The sequence below is a fragment of the Catenulispora sp. MAP12-49 genome (assembly GCF_041262705.1).
Classification (GTDB): domain Bacteria; phylum Actinomycetota; class Actinomycetes; order Streptomycetales; family Catenulisporaceae; genus Catenulispora.
This window is the reverse complement of sequence record NZ_JBGCCP010000007.1, coordinates 125,658-143,262: the sequence shown is the minus strand read 5'-3', so window position 1 is coordinate 143,262 and position 17,605 is coordinate 125,658. Positions and strand designations below refer to the sequence as shown.

Here is a 17,605-nt window from a genome sequence, read left to right as displayed (position 1 = left end):
CTCGGCTCTCGGAGCCATCATGGATCGTGATGATGGCGGGTTACGGCCGCCCCGATGCCGAGGGCTGACATGCGCGCGCCGCAGCCCTCACCCTCGCCAAGGCGTCAGCAGATCCCCCGGCCCGAACACCGCGTCGAGCCCCTTAGTCGCGCCGGTCCGTGCGCCGGTTCGCGACACCGCGAGCAGCGGCACCGGATCGGCGGTGACGCGGTCGCGGTGTCGTTGCAGGGCCACGAGATCGTGGGTGTCGAAGGGGGTGTGGTCCAGCCACTTGACCGAGCCGAGGAACAGTAGGCGGCGGGCGACGGGGGCGCGGTCGGCGCCGACGATGTCGATTTCGACGTCGTTGCTGCGGGTCCAGTAGCCGCCGACGGCTGGGGCCGCGGGGAGGCCGGCGGCGGGGAGGAGGCGGGCCAGGCTTTCGCGGACCAGGGGTTCCACGGCGCGGCCGCGCCAGCTGGGCCAGCCGGTGCGGATGCGGTCGAGGGTGAGGTCGGAGCGCATGCGGTCGATCTCGGGCAGGTGGGGGGCCAGGAAGCGGAACCAGAAGCGCAGGTAGGAGTCCGTGATGCGGTAGCGGCGTTCCTTCGACGGGGCCAGTGATACCGGGAGTTCGGCGGCGACCACGCGCTTGTCCGTCAGTAGCTCGGCGGCTCGGGTCAGGGTCGAGTGGGCGATGCCGCCGGCGGTGCGCGCGATGTTCGTGAAGGTGCGCTCGCCGGAGCCGATCGCGGCCAGGACGGCGCGGGCCTGGGCCTGGTCGGGGAACTCGGCGGCCAGCGACAACTGGGCCGAGGCGGTGAGGGGGCTGAAGGGATCGGCCAGCTCGCGGGTGAGGAAGGACCACATGTCCTCGCCGGCCCGCCAGCGCGCGCAGATCACGGGGAGGCCGCCGGTTATCAACGCGGCGTCGAAGGCGTCGGCGTCGGCCAGGCCGGTCATGGCGGAGACGTCGGCGGGGTTCAGCGGGCCGATCGGCAGTTCGGTGCCGCGTTGGTGGAAGGGGCGGCCGTAGGAGGTGAGGGCTTCCATCATCGACAGGTCCGAGCCGATGAGCAGGAGCAGCACCGGTTTGCGCGACAGCTCGCGGTCCCACGCGCGTTGCAGCACGCTCTCGAAGGCGCCCTGCTCGTCCATCAGGTACGGCACCTCGTCGAGCACCACCACCGACGGCCGGTCGTCGGGCAGGATCCCGGCCAGTTGGCGGAACGCGGCGGCCCAGTTGCCGGGAATGGAGTCGCCGAAGACGTCGGCGTCCGGGAGGTCGGAGGCGGTGACGGCGCGCACGAACTCGGCCAGGGGTTCCTCGCCGATGCCGATTTCCGCGGTGTAGTAGACGTGCGGGACCCCGGCGGTGCCGGCGAATTCCTCGACCAGCGCCGATTTGCCGATCCGGCGGCGGCCGCGCAGGACCAGGCAGCGTCCCGCGGGTCCGGCGCTGTCACCGGCGCTGACCTGGGCGAGGATCTGATGGAGCGCGGCCAGTTCGCGCCTTCTGCCGACGAAACGGGTCATCACGGCTCCCGGTGGGCGAGGTGGGCACGGTGGGTGACAACCCAGCGATCCGGATACTTTCGATCAGGATACTATCGCCCGCGCAACTATTGGGGGAGCCCTTCAGGGGAGGCTTACGCGTGTCCGATCGCCCGCACCGCGTCGATCGTGTCGGCGTCCTGAGCCTTCTTGTCCTCGCGATACCGAACCACCCGCGCGAACCGCAGCGTCACGCCCCCGGGATAGCGGGAACTGCGCTGTACGCCGTCGAAAGCCACCTCGACGACCAGCTCGGGCCGCACCCGCACCGTCCAGTCGTCGGCCGAGGTCTGCAAAGCGCGCAGCCGTTCGGTCTGCCACCCGAGCAGTTCGTCGGTCATGCCCTTGAACGTCTTGCCGAGCATGACGAATCCGCCGGTCTCCGGGTCGCGCGCGGCCAGATGAAGGTTGCTCAGCCAGCCCTTGCGCCGGCCGTGGCCCCACTCGGCGGCGACCACCACCAGGTCGAGGGTGTGGACCGGCTTGACCTTCAGCCAGGCCGAGCCGCGCCGGCCGGCGTTGTAGGGCGCGTCGAGGGATTTCACGACCACGCCTTCGTGCCCGCGGTCCAGCGCGTCCTGGGCGAAAGCCTGCGCGGCGTCGGGGTCGTCGGTGACCAGGCGCGGGGCCAGGGCGGCCGGCGGCGCGATCGAGGCCAGCAGGTCGGAGCGCTCCCGGGAGGGCAGCTCGGTCACATCGCGGCCGTCGAGGTAAAGCAGGTCGAACAGGAACACGGTAAGCGGGATCTGCTCCTGCATCCGCCCAACATCGCGGCGGCTGCCGGTCCGGCTGGAAGTCTCCTGGAACGGCCGCGGACGGCTGTCGGGGGCCAGGGCGAGGGCCTCGCCGTCCAGGACCGCCGAGGACACCGGCAGCGCCCGGGCCAGCGCGACCGCCTCCGGCAGCCGGTCGGTGATGTCGTCCAGGCTGCGGGTGAAGACCTGGACGTGGTCGCCGTCGCGGTGGATCTGGACCCTGATCCCATCGAGCTTCCACTCCAGTGCTGCCGGGGCTGCCTTGGCCAGCGCCGCGGGCACGTCGTCGGCGGTCCCGGCCAGCATCGGCTGGACCGGACGCCCGACCACCAGCCCGACCGCGCGCAGTCCCGGGACGCCGTCGCGCAACGCGGTCTGCGCGGCCGCCGCCAGGTCGCCGCCGAACATCGCCGCCCGCCGCACCTCGACCGCCGGCACCTCGGCGGCCTTCGCGACCGCGTCGGCCATCACGCCGTCCAGCGCGCCCTGGCGCAGCTCGCCGGTCAGGAGCCGGCGCAGGAAGTCCTGCTCCTCGGCGGTGGCGCGGGCGAACAGCGCGGCCAGCAGGTCGCGGCGGCGGGCCTGGGACCCGGCGCCGGAGGTCTGGCCGACCTCCTCCAGGATCCGGTCGACCTCGGCCACTTCCAGCGCGCGGGCCTCGGCCACGTCCGCAGTCCCGTCCGCAACCCCGGCCGCCGGCGCGGGCAGGTCGCGCAGCGTGGCCCAGCCGACGCCGATCTGCCGCTGCGGCAGTTCCCCGGACAGGTAGTGGACGGCGACCCGGATCTCCTCGGGCCCGGCCGTCCGCAGCCGCTCGGCCAGCAGGGCGATCTTGGCCGAGCGGGCCGAGGTCCCGGAGACCGCAGCGGACGTGGTGGCCAGATCGAGCAAGCGCATGAGGAAATGGTCCGCCACGGCACTGACAAGGGCGAGCCGGGTGACCCACACGATCCGCCCCCGCCCCGCGGCAGTGATTTCAGGGCTTCGCCTCGTGTAGTAGGGCGAGGAGGGCAACGGACATTGGACATCGAGGATGAACAGCGGTTCCGCGAGTTCGTCGGCGCCCGGTCGAAAGCGCTGCTGCAGACCGCCTATCTGTTGACCGGCGACTGGGAGCACGGCCGGGACCTGGTGCAGAGCGCGCTGGCCGGGCTGGCGCGCAAGTGGGGCCGGTTGGCCGACCCGAGCCAGGCCGAGGCCTATGCGCGCAAAGCGGTCTACAACGCGCACGTCGACCGGACCCGGCGGTTGTCGTGGCACCGCGAGCGGACGACGGCGACGGTGCCGGACACGGCCGCCGAACGCTCGGACCCGGCGGACCAGGTCGCCGTACGCCGGGACGTGATGGCGGCGCTGCGGCGGCTGCCGCCGGGGCAGCGCGCGGTGGTCGTGCTGCGGTACTTCGAGGACCGGACCGACGAGGACATCGCCGCGGTACTCGGGATCTCGCCCGGGACCGTGCGCAGCCAGCATCACAAGGCGCTGAAGGCATTGCGGGTGAGTGCGGACATCACCGTGAAGGACGGCTTGACGGAGGAGGCGGCGTGTTGACGGAGCAGGACTTCACGGAGCAGGACTTCACGGAGCAGGAACTGCAGGAGGCGTTGGCGGACGCCGCCGACGACCCGGCGGTCGAGAAGTTCATGCTGGGGCTGTCGGATCGGGCGCTCGCCGAGGCCGGGCGGGGGCCGCGGTGGCGGAGGCCGATGCCGGGCAGGCGGTCACGATGGGTACCGGGCATCGCGGTCGGCACGATGTTCGCGGTGGCCGCGACCGTCGGCGTGGTGGCGCTCGACGGCCCGGACGGATCCGGCGGCGGAGCGCCGGGCTCGCTGCGGGCGCCGGGCGCGCTCGGGAACCCGCTGGGGCAGGAGGCGGTCACGGCGTTCGCGGCGCAGTGCTTCGGCGGACACGGCCCGCAGCTGGACCATGCGTACGTCTGGGACCCGGCGACGCAGCGGTATCACGGCCTCGAAGGCACCGCGCTGACCAGCTTCTACCCGTCGCCCGACGGCAAGCAGGCGCTGGTGGAAGTCGGCGAGGTGGACGTCACGCAGTCGTGGGCGGCCGGATCCTGGTCGGACGCGGTCGCGGGCCGGGTGACGCCGCACGCGATCACCGGAGTGAGCGGTGTGCACTGGACGGCCGACGGCAAGGAGATCGTCAGCGACCTGACATGGCAAACCGCCGAGAACACCGGTGGAGTCGCGCTCAAGACCAAGACCGCCGACTTCTACGACCCGGCGTCGGGTCGTCTCCTGGCGTCGGTTCCGCTTCCGCAGGAGGTGCTCAACAGGGTCGCCAGCGGCAAGTGGTCGATCCAGCAGTTCGAGGGCGACCACGATGCGGTGCTGTTCCCGATGCTGAGGGCCGACGGCAACGAGCTGGACTACCTCAACGCGCAGGGCGTGACCGTTCGTACCCTGACGCTCCAGGAAGGCGAGCCGGCGAACAACGGGATCCCGTCCGCACGGACCGAGACGGGCGAGATCTCGCCGGACGGCCGCTATCTGATGGAGATGGACGGAACCGTGCTCGCCGTCTTCGACCTCCAGGCCGGCGGCAAGCGCATCGAGTGGGCGGACGTCACGGGGCACCTGTCCACCGGCTGGATCGGCGACCACCAGATCGCGACCGTGGTGGACAAGAACGAACAGCTCAGCGGATCCCGGGGAGAACCCTTCCCGCTGACCGGCCACAGCGCGGTGTACTCCGTGCTGACCCCGGATCTGAATGTCGTGCAAGAGACGACGTTCCTGCTGCCGGCCGATCCGAACGGGACGTGCACGACGTGGCCCCTGTCGTGGGCGCCGGTCGGGCAGTTCCCGGGGGCGTTCGTGCCCTGACGAACCCCACCCGCAGCCGGCCGAGACCCGGAAAAGCCGTTGCCGCCCGGTACGAGGTGCCTGCCATCCTGACCGGATGCCCACAGACACCTCGTACCACGGCGGCCTCGCCGACTTCTTCGCCGGCGCCGGACAACAGCATCCGACCAACGCGTACCTCGACCGGCCCGCGATGCTCGGCCTGATCGGCGAGGTCGCGGGCCAAGACGTGCTCGACGTCGGGTGCGGGCCGGGGTTCTATGCCGCGGCGATGGCCGACCGGGGTGCGAAGGTCACCGCGATCGACGGCAGTGCGGAGCTGGTGCGGGTCGCCGAGCGGACGGCGGGGGAGCGTGGCACCTTCTTGCAGCACGACCTGGAGCGGCCGCTGCCGTTCGCGGATGCTTCGTTCGACCTTGCGGTGATGGCGTTGGTCTACCACCACCTGTACGCCCGGCGGCAGCTGCTGGCGGAGCTGCGGCGGGTGGTGCGGCCCGGTGGGCGGCTGCTGGTTTCGACGACGCATCCGATGAGCGAGCAGCGGTGGCTCGGCGGTTCGTACTACGAGGGCGGGCGGGTGGACGCGCCGATCGGCGGGCCCGGGAGCGGGTTCACGATCAACTTCGAGCGGATGACCGTCGAGACGTTCGTGAACGAGATGCTGGACGGCGGGTTCGTGTTGGAGCGCCTGCTGGAGCCGCGGCCGTCGGCGGAATTGCGGGATGCGGATCCGGAGAAGTTCGCGCAGTTGGACGTCAAGGCGACGGTGCTGACGGTGGCGTTGCGGCGGCCGGCGCGGGAGGCGTAGCCGTCCTGGGAGCCGGGGTCCGGGTTCGCGTCGCGCCGTCCCGCATCAGGAAGTACCCCGCGGCGAGGCCGAACGCCGCGGCGGTCTCGTGGCCGATCGTCGAGAAGTTCGGCAGCAGGCCGAACCACTGCGCGCTGACGAACGGGTATGCGAAGACCCCCGCGGCCCACGGCCACCGCACGGCGCGCGGCACCAACGGCGTCACGGACGCGGCGATCGCCAGCACGCCGTAGCTGATGCCGTAGTCGTACCCGTTCCACCACTTCGCCGGGTAGCGGCCGGAGTGGATCGCGGCGGCGGCGACGCTGGTGGCCACGGCGGTGGCGATGGTGTTGGCGAGCAGGAACACCGCGGCGGTGCGGACGGCGCCGGCGCGGCGTTCCAGCGCGGCCATGCAGACTCCCACGCCGCCTGCGATGATCAGAAGGTGGGAGAGCACCCCGCTGTCCGTCGCCGTGAAGGCCGGGCTGGCCAGCAGGACCGCGAGCGGATCGTGGGCCATGTTGTGCGGGTTGGTGCTGATCGCGATCTTGAGGTGGTCGGCGGCGGGGCCGGACAGGACCTTCGTCAGGAACAGCAGTCCGGCCAGGATGACCAGCAGGTAGGCGAACGTCAACGGGTTGCGGCGCGGGTAGGAGCGCGCGGCCCGGGCGAGCGGGGGCAGCGCGCGGGCCGCCGTGCGCGGGCCGGAGTCGATCGCCATGAGCCGAGCTTGGCAGAAACGCCCCGACCGATGCCGGATCACCGGCCACAATGGGATCTCCGAGTCGAGGATGGAGGAGCGATGGACAGTGGGGAACGCCCGGACGAAAACGCGAGCATCGAGTGGCACGAGACGTCGGTCCCGCCCGGCATGCCGGTCACGCAGGCCTACGTGTGGGCCATCGACCCCGACGACGGCAGAGTCCTGATCCAGGACCGCGGCCCCCAGCATCCGCACCGCTACACCCTTCCCGGCGGCCGCCCGGAACCGGAGGACGGCGGCGACCTCCTGAAGACCGCGGCCCGCGAGGCGATGGAGGAGTCCCAGATCCTCATCGACACCGACCGCGCGATCTACTTGGGACACCAGGTGGTGACCTGGTTCGAGAAGCACCCGGAGCCGTACGCGCAGATCCGGTACGCCGCCCCGATCATCGGCTACGAACCCATCGGCCCCGACCCCGACAACGGCCGCACCAACCGCCGCTTCATGACCAGCCTGGAGCGCGCCCCGCAGCTCATCAACTGGCACGAGACCGGCGCCGACCAGGCCAAGGCGGCGATGCGGGCCGGAGAGGAACTCGGCTTCCGTGTCGGCGACCCCTCGCCGGAGGGCTACCGCGACGGCGTGAAGGAGCGCTACCTCGTCTGCCACGACTACGGCATGGGCGCCCTGTGGTGGTGGGTCACGGCCCGCAGCGCCACGGAGATCATGGAGCGGGTCGCGGACGTCGTCGTGGTGACCGGGAGCCGCACCGTCCGCCGCGTCGCGGACTGGGACCTGGACGAGGTCGACATCGACGCGGCGGACGAGAACCCGTTGACCAGCCTCAAGGCCACCCGCGACGCGCAGCGCGGACAGCCCGGCTTCGGCGCGCTCGTCGGCCGCGGCACGGTCTACCTGCGCCAGGAATGGGACGAGGACACCGAGCACGGCGAGGCCTTCTACCTCCTGGAGATCGGCGAGGACGGCTACCGCACCCGCCAGGTCGTCGAGTACGCCGACGGCACCGCTGGCAAGACCGGCGACTGGCCCTTCAACCCGCCCTTCGACCTCTACGACCCGGTCCTGGGCCGGGCCGAGGTGGAGCGGGCCGTGTTCGAGGCGGCATGGGAGAAGGCGGAGCCGGAGGCGTACGACGAGGACTGATCCTCATCCCCCGATGCCGAGCGCGTCCACGATCCCCGCGATGTAGCCCAGCTCATGCGCGCGCCCCCGGCTGCAATAGGCCTCCGAAGACGTGTCGCCCCACGTCGCCACGTCCCCGACCAGCGCCGGGACGTGGTCGTCGATGACGAACCCGTCGAACCCGGCCTTGTGCAGCCGCCGCAGGATGCTCGGCGGATGGAAGTTGCCCTCGCCGAGGAAGCACTCCGTGAACGTCGGCACCGTCCCGCGCACGTCCCGGAAATGCACGTACGCGATGTGCCCGCTCGGCCCCAGCAGATCGATGACCTCCGTGACGTTGGCCGCCCCGGCCATCGCCGAGACCGACCCGGTGCACAGCGTCAGGCCCCAGGCGCGGCTGCCGTGCGCCCGGTCCCGCGCCTCGGCGAGCGCCGCCGGGGACGTGAAGATCCGCGCCGCGCCGCCCAACGGCTCGGCGACCGGCGGATCATCAGGATGCAGACTCAGCCGGACCCCGACCTCTTCGGCGACCGGCAGTACCGCGTCCAGGAAGTATTGGTAGTTCGCCCACATGTCCTCGGCGCTCAGCGGCGGTTCGACCGGGTCCTCCGGCGTCAGCTTGTACGCCGCCAAAGCGTTCCCCGCCGCGGTATCGGCCAGATCGAAGGACGACACGTGCGCGCTCCCGCGCCCAGCCGCCTCCATCGACGTCCGCCACACATACGTCGGCATCCAGTGGTGCCCCAGGATCGGGATGCCCGCGGCGGCCATGTTCCGGATCGTGCGCCGGTAGTTCTCGATCTGCTCGTCCCGGCCGGGTGCCCCGCGCTGGATCAGCGCGAAATGCGCGGCCGGCACGTTCTCCAGCCCTTCCAGCCGCAGCCCGTCGCCCTCGATCCGCTTCCGCAGGGCCTTGAGTTCCGCCTCCGACCAGAACCCTTCCTCGCCGCCGAGATTGCTCGGCGTATGAAGCTGCACGCTCCGCAGTCCCAGCTGATGCGCGAACATCGCCGTCCGCTCGTCGTACTCGTCGACGTGCCCCAGAGCCACCCGCATCGCGTCCCTCACTCCCCGTCTTCCGGCAGGGCGACCGCCAGCGAGGCCAGCAGGCCGCCGTCCACCCGGATGTCCGCGCCGGTCACGAATCCGGCCCGGTGCCCGGCCAGAAACGCCACCACTTCCGCGACCTCCGCCGGCTGCGCTATCCGGCCCAGAGGATGCGCGCGTCCCCATTGATCCAGCAGGGCATCGGCGCCCTCCTGCGTGCCGTCGCTGAACAGCCGCGCCGAGTGCCGCAGCATCGGGGTGTCCACCGAGCCCGGGCACACGGCGTTCACCCGCACCCCGTACGGCGCCTCGTCGATCGCCATCGCCCGCACCAGCGCGCCCAGCGCCCCCTTGCCGGCCGTGTACGCCGCGACGTTCGCCTGCGTCGCCACCGCCTGCACCGACGACACCACGACGATCGCCCCGTTCCCCGAGCGCCGCAGATGCGGCAGGGCGGCGCGCGCGGCCAGGAAGACGCCCTTGACGTTCACCGCGAACACCTCGTCCCAGGTCTTCTCCTCGGTGTCGGCCACGGTCCCGTACCGCTGGATCCCCGCCGAGGTGACCAGCACGTCCAGCCGGCCGAAGGCGTCGACGGCCGTCTCGACCGCCCGCGCGACCGCCGAGGCGTCACAGACGTCTGCGACCACCGGGACGGCCTGCCCGCCGGCCGCGGCGATCGCCTCGACGGTCTCGGCCGCGTCACCCTCCCGCAGCCCGTTGACCGCCACCGCGGCCCCGGCGGCGGCGAGCAGCTCGGCCACGGCCCGGCCGATCCCGCTCGCCCCGCCGGTGACCAGGGCGACTCGCCCCGCGTGCTCTTTCACAGCGTTCGTCCTTTCCAGGTCCCTCGAACGAGCGCCGAGGGGGATCATCAAGCCGCGGGTGTCCCGATCAACCCAGCGGCATGGCGCAGAAACCGCCGCCGACGCGGTGCAGCACCGGGTCGGACCAGTCGAAGCGCTCGATGCCGGCGACATCCGGCGCGAAGCGTTCGGCGTCGTCCTCGGGCCGGTAGCCGATGGCCGCGCCCTCGGCGAGGGAGAACCAGCCCCGGGTGTTGGCCGAGATGCCCCACAGCACGCGGAAGGCGGCCGGGGCCGGCGCGGCCAGACATGCCTCGACCAGGCGCGCGCCGTCCTCGTGCGAGATCCACACGGTGAGGTCGACGGCCGACAGCGGCTCGGCGCGATAGGCGCCGAATCGCAGACAGCTGACATCGATGCCGAACCGCGAGTGGTACAGACTCCCCAAGCCCTCCACCGCTGCCTTGCTGACGCCGTAAAGCGTGTCGGGGCGCGGAGCCACGCCTGCCGGGAGGAATCCGTCCGGCCCGAGGTCGTCCCGGGTCCAGAACCCGGCAGCGTGGATGCTGGAGGCCAGCACGATCCGCGGTACCCCCTGCCGGACCGCGGCATCCAGGACCTGCCGGGTGCCTTCGACGTTCACCTCGGCCAGTTCCTCCCAGGTGCCCTCGCCGGGCTTGCCGCCGAGATGGACCACGGCGTCGACGTCTTCGCAGGCCTCGTTGATGGCCTTCGGATCGGCGTACGAAGCCGTCACGATCTCCTCGCCATCCTCGCTGTCCTCGCCGGGCTTGACCTCGTTGATGTCCAGCAGCCGCAATACCCGGCCGGGCCGTGCCAGCAACGGACGCAGCGCACTGCCGATGCGCCCGGCCGCGCCGGTGATCAGGATCCGTTCGGTCATGACAACGCCTCCCCATAGGAATCGGGGACGATCGGGTCCGGCGTGTAGGGAGGCTGGTTGTACGTGTGCCGGCGCCGGAAGCCCTTGATAGGCGGCTCCCAGAAGCGCCAGGCGGCGGCGTCCGTGTCGATCGGCGTGGATTCCGGACCGATGCCGTTGCCGTTCTCGGCGGCGACGGCGTATTCGTAGACGCGGTCCGGGGCGGGTTCGGTGTCCCGGTACTCGAACGCCAGCCCTGAGAACACCTCCCGATAGCCGAGATCGCCCTTCAGCCGACGGTACAAGCGGTATCGCGATGCTCCAAGGACCTCACCCCAGGAAACATCCACGTGACCGCCGCCGAGACCCAGGCGCAGGCCGTCGGGAGCCGGCGGCCGCCTGTCGCTGACGTGGCAGGGGTAGTCGGGCCCGGGCTCGCTGACCTGGTCGGCGTTGGTCGCCACGATGCGCACGTGGTACTTCGTGTCGTTGGCGAGCCCGGTCAGCCGGAAGGGGCTTTGTCGAGCCGAGCCGGCGGTCTCCCAATGGTTGCCGCCGTCCCTGGACAGCTGGATCACATAGGACTCCGCCGCGTCGACATGGCCGAACTCGATGACCGCACTGGCGCTGCTGTTCACCGTCCGGAGCACCCGCGGCGCCGGCGGCCGGGGCAGCCGGTGCGTGAACTCCAGCAAATGCCGCCCGGCCGGCAGCCGGACCAGCAGCTCGGTGTGGCTCAGCCGGGTCGTCATCGGCGCGACGCCGTCCACGAACAGCGATCCGGCGCCGAGGCCGGAGGCGATGCGCAGCGTCGCGGTGGTCTCCTGGCGAGTGAAGAGGACTCCTGTGATGTGAGCCGGGTCCTCGAACTCCAGGCTGACGCCCAGATCCGGGTCGTCGGTGGTGAGCAGCACGTCGCCGGCCCCGATCGCGCTCCCATGGAACAGCGCCAGCCGGGTGCGGCCGTCGTCGCCGATCCGGATGGCGCCGACGGTGCCGGCGAAGCGCAGGCCGTCCGCGGCGTGGTCGATCGGGTGGCCGATCGGGTGGCCGATCGAGTGGTCGATCGAGCCCCGGTCGCCGCGGAACACGTGGTCCACGCCGTGCGGGCCGCGGATCCTGGCGCCCCAGGGCCGGGCGTCGGCGGCCACGTCGCCGCGGTGGCTGACCACCGCGAGCACGTCGGTGTCGGCGCCCTCCCAGCGCCGGATCTGCGAGGTGGAGGTGCGGATCTCGTCCACGAACGGCACATCGCTGAGCATGTGGACGGCCGGCATCCGGTCCGGCGGGTCGGCGAAACTGTTCGCGTCGTGGCCGGTCGCGGCGGCCAGGGTGGACCAGGTCCAGACCATGCGCTGCTTCGGCGCGAACGCGTCGTGGACCGCGATGTAGTCCGAGCCCATCAGCAGGACGCTGCGACTGAGGTACTCCCGGGCCACCGGGCCCTCGGGATGCGGCACGATCTCCGCGTACTGGGCCCAGCCCAGATCGTAGAAGGGGCGCTCCAGCACGTTCTGTCCGATCGCGCGGAAGGCGCCGTCCTTCCACACCGCGCAGGACGTGGCGAACGTGCCGTCCGGGACGCGCCGGTCGCCGGCGTCCTCGGGGCCGTGCCCGCTCCAGGCGCGGCCGTCGGCGTAGTAGTAGATGTGGCCGGAGCCGTTGTCGTCGGCGATGCCCCAGCGGTAGTTCGGGCCGTGGTCGACTTGTTGGAGGAAGACCGCGACCTCGGATGCCCCGGAGAAGTCCGCGCGCAGGGTGATGCCGTAGCCGGTGTACTTGGAGCTGCGAAGACGGGGATTGGTACCGGACTCGCCGACCGTTTCCACCAGCGGCCGCCACGGATCGGGCATGCCGGGCCGGACGTCCAGACCCTTCGCGTTGGCGTCGCTGCCCCAGATCAGGTGCTCGGCGAGCAGCGGCTCGTAGGTGCGCAGCGCGTCCGCGAGGCGGCGCAGTTCGATCGGGGAGCGGCGGGGCCAGAAGGCGTGCGCGCCCTGCGCGGGATGCATGCGCAGCGGGCCGCCGGGGCCATCAGGGCTGTCACGGCCGTCGGGGCCGTGGGGGCCGTCGGTGGTGGCGGTGGTGGCGATGGCGATTGGGGTGGTGGTGGCGATCGGGGTGGTGAGCGCGTCGACCAGCCACCGGCCGAGCGCCGCGTACTCGGGCGTGGCCAGGCGGTTGCGGCCGTCGGCGCGCCGGGCCAGGGCGTTGCCCAGGGTCATCGGGCGCAGGAAGGCCCAGGTGTACGTGGCGATGCTCTCGGTCCAGCGGCCGCCGGCCGATTCGTGGGCGGGCAACGCGGGCCGGGTGAACGTCCGCCCGAGCACCTCGGCGACCTTCTCGAACCGGTCCTTCCAGGCCGGGGCGGCCGGGTGGTCGGGGAAGGCCCAGGCCAGGCAGCCGAGCGCGGCTACGCCGTCGGCATGGAAGTTGGGGTGGCCGCCGAGCACGCGCAGGAGCGGCGTCATCTCCTCGTTGGCCGAGACGTACGCGCACAGGAGCAGCAGCGCCTCGACGCGGCGCCGGTCCTCGGGGCTCAGGGACTCGCGGTGCCGGTCGTAGGCGTCGAGGAAACGGTCGTACAGTGGGCGTTGCAGGATATTGAGATAGCCGCCGACCTCGCTCACGCCCCGGGCGATCAGTCTCGGTCCCTCGTCGCCCTCGAAGAGCGCCTTCACGAAGTCGTCGGCGGTCGCGAACTCGCCCTCGGCGGCGACCGGCCCGGGGTGGGCGCCGTCGTACTCCAGCTGCCAGTCCTTGACCCGGTCCAGGCTGAGCGTGCCCTGCCAGTGATGGAGCTCGCGCGCATACGAGGTCTGGTAAGCCCGGTCTATGGGAGCGTGGTTGTAGAACGCTATGCCGGCGACGCGGGTTCCGGAGCGCAGCGGCCAGGTCCAGTGCAGGAGGCCGCCAGCATGGCGGAAGTGGATCTGGAGCTGGTCCGAGGAGGCCCACAGGGCGTAGAGCCGGTCGTCCCACTGCGCGTGGTCGCGGATGAAGACGCCGCACGCGTCGCCCGACTGTTCATCCCAGAATGCCGCATGCGGCCGGATGTCCCAGGCGAAGCTCGGGGCGTAGGGACCGACCGTGAACATCATGTCCGCGCTCGGGTCCTCAGTGCCGCCGGGCCCGGAGAAGTTCGGGTCCTCGCCACCGCCACCGAGGACGATCGGGTCGTCGATGCGGCGCCAGGCGCGGGCCTGTTCATGGGGCCAGACAGAGGAGAAGCGGTGCGTGGGGGACAGGCCGGTCCAGGCGAGATCCCAGGCGGCGTCGAGGCCGTCCGACATCGTTTCCGACAGCTCGACGAAGTCGCAGCCCGACAGCGCGCGGACCACAGCGGTGTAGCGGGCGCCGTTCGAGAAGGAGTATGCGACTTCGCAGTCCACGAACAAAGGGCCGGCTTCCAGCACCCTGCTCTGGATGGTCTCGACCGCCCCGCCGATCACGGAGCTGCCGACCCAGCCGGAGCCGCGGTCGAAGTGCGCGATGGGGCCGGGGATGCGGCCCTTCGCAGGAACCGTGGCTGGCAGCCGGACCCGCAGCGGGCCGCTGTCGAGCAGGATCTCGTCTGCGCTCTCGGTCACCGTGACTGAGTCTGTCGGCTGCGCGACCGGTCGGCGGGTCTGCGCGGACAGCTGGAATCGATGGGTCTGGCCAGGTCCGAGCTCCGCAAAGAAGCAGACCGTGGCGGCAGCCAAGTACGCATCCGACTTGGTGACTTCCGACAGCTGGAAGGGGACCGGCGCACCGCTGCCGTCGACAAGCCGCACATCCTCAGCCCTGACCGCGGCCGTCTCCCACCGCACCGGATACCGCAGCAGCGTCCGGGGCCAGGCGAACTCCGGATGGTCGATCAGGTCGCGCAGGACGAACTCGACCTGGTCGTCCTGCGCACCCCAAACCTTGCTCACTCCGCGTCCCCCTGCTCGGTCGCCGCCTTGGCCACGCCCTGTGTGCCGAACGCCGCGCCGCCGGCGACGCCTTCGACGAGGAAGCGCTGAAGCAGGATGAACAGCAGCAGGATCGGCGCGGCGACGATGAACGTGCCGGCGGCGATCAGCGGCCAGTTCTGCGTGTTCTCGCCGAAGAACGAGTACAGGCCGCGCGTCACCGGCCACAGCGTCTTGTCCGAGAGCATCACCAGCGGCAGGATCAGGTTGTTCCAGGCGCCGACGAAGCCGAAGATGGCGAAGGTCGCCAGGGCCGGCTTCATCTGCGGGATGACGATGGTGAAGATGAAGCGGATGTAGCCGCAGCCGTCCAGGGCCGCCGCCTCGTCGATCTCGCGCGGGATGCCCTTGATGTAGCCGACGAAGAAGAAGAACCCGGCCCCCGACAGGCTCACCATCAGCAGGTAGCCGGGCATCGAGTTGTACAGGTGCAGCGCCCGGGCCTCGATGAACAGCGGGATCAGCCCGCCGGGCAGGAACCCGGAGAAGATGAAGAAGCTGTAGAGCATGTTCGAGTGCCGGAACCAGCCGCGCGAGATCGGGAACGCCAGGAACACGCCGAGCGTCAGGGTGATCGTGACCGGGATGACCGCGTAGATCAGGCTGTTGATCATCTCCCGGCCGAAGTCCCCGGCGCTCCAGGCGTCGCCGAAGTTCTGCTTGGTCCACGGATGCGGACTGCCGGTCGGATCCTGGAGGAAGCCGGTGAAGGTCTTGAACGACTGCAGGAACAGGTAGACCAGGGGAGCCGCGAACACGAGCGCCGCGATCACGAAGCACAGCAGTTGGCGTCCGCCGGCGCGGGCCAGGAGCGAGGCGCGGGACGGCGTGTGCAGGGTGCGCTTGCCGCTCACAGCTGAATCTCCCTGCGCCGCAGCCCCCAAAGCAGCCCGCCGCCGATCACGACCGTCAGCCCGAACTGCAGGATCGCGAGCATGGAGCCGTACCCGAGCTGGCTGTTGCCGCCGAAGGCCGAGTCGTACATGTAGAGCCCCAGGGTCTTGGTGCCGAAGTTGCCGCCGGTCAGGACGAGGATCAGTGCGTACTCGCCGAGCGTGCCCATCGCGGTGAGGAAGACGTTGACGGTGGTCGCCGGGGCCAGCAGCGGCCAGGTGACGTGTCGGAACACCCGCCACTTGCCGGCGCCGTCGAGGGCGGCGGCCTCGTAGACCGGCTTCGGGATGTTCCGCAGGCCGGCTATGTAGATCAGCATCGAGTAGCCGGAGAACATCCAGATGTTGACGAGCATCACCAGCGGCAGCGCCAGGCTGTTGTCGCCGAGGAAGGCCGAGGTGCTGTGGAAGACGCCGTGCCACGCGGTCTCGGCCGGGCCCATGACCGGGTCCAGGATCAGGGCGAAGATGGTGCCCACGACCGCGACCGAGAAGATCTGCGGCATGAAGATCAGCGCGCGGTAGAAGGTGTACGAGCGGCCTTTGCGGTTCAGTAGCATCGCCAGGCCGAGGCCCACCGCGTTCTGGATGATGGTGACGCCGGCGACGTAGATCAGCGTCGTCTTGATGGCCGGCCACAGCTCGCCCCACAGCGCGGTGAAGCCGGTCGTGTAGTTGCAGAATCCGCAGAAGTTCAGCGGCGTGCCGGGCAGTCCCGAGTACTGCGTGAAGGAGTACCCGATGGTGGCCAACGACGGGTAGAGCCCGAACAGCAGCCACCCGATCCCCGGGATCGAGATGCTGGCCCAGGGGATGAACCGTCGGGTGCGTGAGGTTCCGAAGGGACAGCGCGACACGCCGCCTCCTCTCAAAGAATCAGAGTGCCTACTTGCCGATGGACTTCGTGTAGGCCGCCGCCGAGCGGGCCAGAATCGTGTCCAGGCTGTCCGTGCCGATCGGCGCGAGCTTGTAGTAGTCCGGCCCCGCGGCGTCGTTGGACGCGCCCTGCGGGATCCACGGCGTGGTCAGCTGCACGAACGAGTCGGACGTGTGCTGGTTCAGCCAGTCCATCCACGGCGTGTCGGTGTTGGTGACCGCCGGCTCGGTGGACATCGATCCGGTGGCCTTGAGCCAGTTCTTGTAGTTCGCCGGGTCGGAGAACATCGCCAGCCACTGCATCGCCAGGTCCTTGTGCGGCGCCGAGGTCGGCACCACCCACGTCAGGTCCGGCTTGACCGGTACCCGGTTGTCCGCGGCGTTGTCGGTACCGGGCAGCACGAACAGGCCCGCGTTCAGCTTCGGGTTGGCCTTCAGGATGGTCGCGGAGTCCCAGGAGCCGTCCAGCAGGAACGGGTAGTCATCGGTCTTGACCGCCCAGATGCCCGGCGCGGTCTGCTGGTCCACGCCCGCGGCTGCCGGCTCGATGTACTGCATCACTTGCTGGTACTTGGCGCCGACGGTCTTGTAGACCGGGTCGGTCCAGTTCTGCGTGCCCTGCCAGAACGCGTTCGCGCGGTCGGAGGAGACCTGCGTGGAGTCGGTCGGCTGCTTGCCGGCCATCAGGGTCTGGTTCTCGATGCCCTGCCAGATGCCGCCCTGCATGCCGACCTTGCCGGCCAGGAAGATCGGCGTCTTGCCCGCCGCCTTGAGCTTCGCGCAGTCGTCCAGGAACTCCTGGAACGTGGTCGGGACCGTCATGTTGTACTTGGCGAGCAGGTCCTTCTTGTACCAGATCGCCCCGGCCCCGGCGTACTCGGCGGCCATGACGCCGTACACGCCGCCGTTGTAGCCGACCGCGGCCTGCTGCGCCGTCGGGTCGTAGTTCTTCATGAACGGCTGGTCCTTCAGGTCGACCAGCTGGCCGGCCTCGATCAGCGCGGCCGGACCGCCGGGCTTGATGTTGGTGAAGCTCGGCGGGAACGCCTTCTGCGTCGGCGCGAACTGCGCCAGCACGTCCACCGACTTGGACTGGAGCAGGCTGGTGGACAGCTGGCCCCACGCGCCGTTCGCGGTCGCGGTGTTCTGGAAGTTGATCTTGATGTTCGGGTGCGCCTTCTCGAACTGCGCGTTCAGGGCCTTGGTGAAGTCCACCGCGCCGGGGTTGGTCCACTCGGCGATGGTGAGCGTCTCGGAGGGCCCGGCGGAGCTCGAGCCGGAGGACTTGCTGGAGGAACACGCGGCCGCGGTGGTCGCGGCCACGACCGCCACCAGGGCGATCGCTGCCGGTCTGCGGATGCTCATGACGCTGTCTCCGTTTCCTGATTCCTG

14 protein-coding genes are annotated in these 17,605 nt (G+C 70.7%); 4 read left to right on the top strand and 10 right to left on the bottom strand.

What is annotated here, in order from left to right; all coding sequences use genetic code 11:
• Positions 1-87: 87 nt before the first annotated feature.
• The gene (locus ABIA35_RS16095; RefSeq protein WP_370358395.1) at positions 88-1,515 is read right to left on the bottom strand and encodes an ATP-binding protein; all 1,428 of its coding nucleotides are present in this window, start codon (positions 1,513-1,515) and stop codon (positions 88-90) included.
• A 113-nt stretch (positions 1,516-1,628) separates the two neighbouring features.
• The gene (locus ABIA35_RS16090) at positions 1,629-3,185 is read right to left on the bottom strand and encodes an ATP-dependent DNA ligase (RefSeq protein WP_370358394.1); all 1,557 of its coding nucleotides are present in this window, start codon (positions 3,183-3,185) and stop codon (positions 1,629-1,631) included.
• Between the two features lie 123 nt (positions 3,186-3,308).
• Here ABIA35_RS16090 and ABIA35_RS16085 point away from each other — a divergent pair, with 123 nt between their 5' ends.
• From ABIA35_RS16085 to ABIA35_RS16075, 3 genes are all read left to right on the top strand, one after another.
• On the top strand, positions 3,309-3,839 hold the full coding sequence (locus ABIA35_RS16085; protein WP_370358393.1) for a SigE family RNA polymerase sigma factor: 531 nt from the start codon (positions 3,309-3,311) through the stop codon (positions 3,837-3,839).
• Positions 3,833-5,134 (top strand): hypothetical protein, encoded by a 1,302-nt coding sequence (locus tag ABIA35_RS16080; RefSeq protein ID WP_370358392.1) that lies wholly within the window; start codon positions 3,833-3,835, stop codon positions 5,132-5,134. The genes ABIA35_RS16085 and ABIA35_RS16080 overlap by 7 nt, the downstream gene beginning before the upstream one ends.
• 76 nt (positions 5,135-5,210) lie before the next feature.
• Positions 5,211-5,921 (top strand): class I SAM-dependent methyltransferase, encoded by a 711-nt coding sequence (locus ABIA35_RS16075; protein ID WP_370358391.1) that lies wholly within the window; start codon positions 5,211-5,213, stop codon positions 5,919-5,921.
• On the opposite strand, the gene ABIA35_RS16070 is transcribed toward ABIA35_RS16075, so the two are convergent.
• The gene (locus tag ABIA35_RS16070) at positions 5,869-6,624 is read right to left on the bottom strand and encodes a rhomboid-like protein (RefSeq protein WP_370358390.1); all 756 of its coding nucleotides are present in this window, start codon (positions 6,622-6,624) and stop codon (positions 5,869-5,871) included. The two genes, ABIA35_RS16075 and ABIA35_RS16070, sit on opposite strands and share 53 nt — an antisense overlap.
• Positions 6,625-6,705: 81 nt before the next feature.
• Between ABIA35_RS16070 and ABIA35_RS16065 the strand changes: the two genes are divergently transcribed.
• Positions 6,706-7,773, top strand: coding sequence for an NUDIX hydrolase (locus ABIA35_RS16065; RefSeq protein WP_370358389.1), 1,068 nt, complete (start codon positions 6,706-6,708; stop codon positions 7,771-7,773).
• Between the two features lie 3 nt (positions 7,774-7,776).
• Here ABIA35_RS16065 and ABIA35_RS16060 read toward each other — a convergent pair whose 3' ends face one another.
• The 7 genes from ABIA35_RS16060 to ABIA35_RS16030 all read right to left on the bottom strand — a co-directional run bounded on the left by ABIA35_RS16060 (position 7,777) and on the right by ABIA35_RS16030 (position 17,578).
• Positions 7,777-8,808 carry a mannonate dehydratase gene (locus ABIA35_RS16060; RefSeq protein WP_370339435.1) on the bottom strand — a complete coding sequence of 344 codons (1,032 nt, stop codon included), beginning with the start codon at positions 8,806-8,808 and terminating at the stop codon, positions 7,777-7,779.
• Between the two features lie 8 nt (positions 8,809-8,816).
• Positions 8,817-9,626: an SDR family NAD(P)-dependent oxidoreductase gene (locus tag ABIA35_RS16055; RefSeq protein WP_370358388.1), complete on the bottom strand. Its 810-nt coding sequence runs from the start codon at positions 9,624-9,626 to the stop codon at positions 8,817-8,819.
• Between the two features lie 67 nt (positions 9,627-9,693).
• The gene (locus ABIA35_RS16050; RefSeq protein WP_370358387.1) at positions 9,694-10,509 is read right to left on the bottom strand and encodes an NAD-dependent epimerase/dehydratase family protein; all 816 of its coding nucleotides are present in this window, start codon (positions 10,507-10,509) and stop codon (positions 9,694-9,696) included.
• Complete coding sequence (locus ABIA35_RS16045) at positions 10,506-14,405, bottom strand: hypothetical protein (protein WP_370358386.1); 3,900 nt, start codon at positions 14,403-14,405, stop codon at positions 10,506-10,508. The genes ABIA35_RS16050 and ABIA35_RS16045 overlap by 4 nt, the downstream gene beginning before the upstream one ends.
• Positions 14,402-15,298: a carbohydrate ABC transporter permease gene (locus tag ABIA35_RS16040; protein ID WP_370339443.1), complete on the bottom strand. Its 897-nt coding sequence runs from the start codon at positions 15,296-15,298 to the stop codon at positions 14,402-14,404. Before ABIA35_RS16040 ends, ABIA35_RS16045 begins: the two co-directional genes overlap by 4 nt.
• The gene (locus ABIA35_RS16035) at positions 15,295-16,194 is read right to left on the bottom strand and encodes a carbohydrate ABC transporter permease (protein WP_370358385.1); all 900 of its coding nucleotides are present in this window, start codon (positions 16,192-16,194) and stop codon (positions 15,295-15,297) included. Before ABIA35_RS16035 ends, ABIA35_RS16040 begins: the two co-directional genes overlap by 4 nt.
• 28 nt (positions 16,195-16,222) lie before the next feature.
• Entirely contained in the window at positions 16,223-17,578 is a 1,356-nt protein-coding gene (locus ABIA35_RS16030) for an ABC transporter substrate-binding protein (protein WP_370358384.1), read from the bottom strand.
• Positions 17,579-17,605 lie beyond the last annotated feature (27 nt).

What these genes read in the sequence shown, in the direction of transcription:
- ABIA35_RS16095 (WP_370358395.1), bottom strand. Translation starts at nt 1,515, where the DNA reads ATGACCCGTTTCGTCGGCAGAAGGCGCGAACTGGCCGCGCTCCATCAG.
- ABIA35_RS16090 (WP_370358394.1), bottom strand. Translation starts at nt 3,185, where the DNA reads ATGCGCTTGCTCGATCTGGCCACCACGTCCGCTGCGGTCTCCGGGACC.
- ABIA35_RS16075 (WP_370358391.1), top strand. Translation starts at nt 5,211, where the DNA reads ATGCCCACAGACACCTCGTACCACGGCGGCCTCGCCGACTTCTTCGCC.
- ABIA35_RS16070 (WP_370358390.1), bottom strand. Translation starts at nt 6,624, where the DNA reads ATGGCGATCGACTCCGGCCCGCGCACGGCGGCCCGCGCGCTGCCCCCG.
- ABIA35_RS16065 (WP_370358389.1), top strand. Translation starts at nt 6,706, where the DNA reads ATGGACAGTGGGGAACGCCCGGACGAAAACGCGAGCATCGAGTGGCAC.
- ABIA35_RS16060 (WP_370339435.1), bottom strand. Translation starts at nt 8,808, where the DNA reads ATGCGGGTGGCTCTGGGGCACGTCGACGAGTACGACGAGCGGACGGCG.
- ABIA35_RS16050 (WP_370358387.1), bottom strand. Translation starts at nt 10,509, where the DNA reads ATGACCGAACGGATCCTGATCACCGGCGCGGCCGGGCGCATCGGCAGT.
- ABIA35_RS16030 (WP_370358384.1), bottom strand. Translation starts at nt 17,578, where the DNA reads ATGAGCATCCGCAGACCGGCAGCGATCGCCCTGGTGGCGGTCGTGGCC.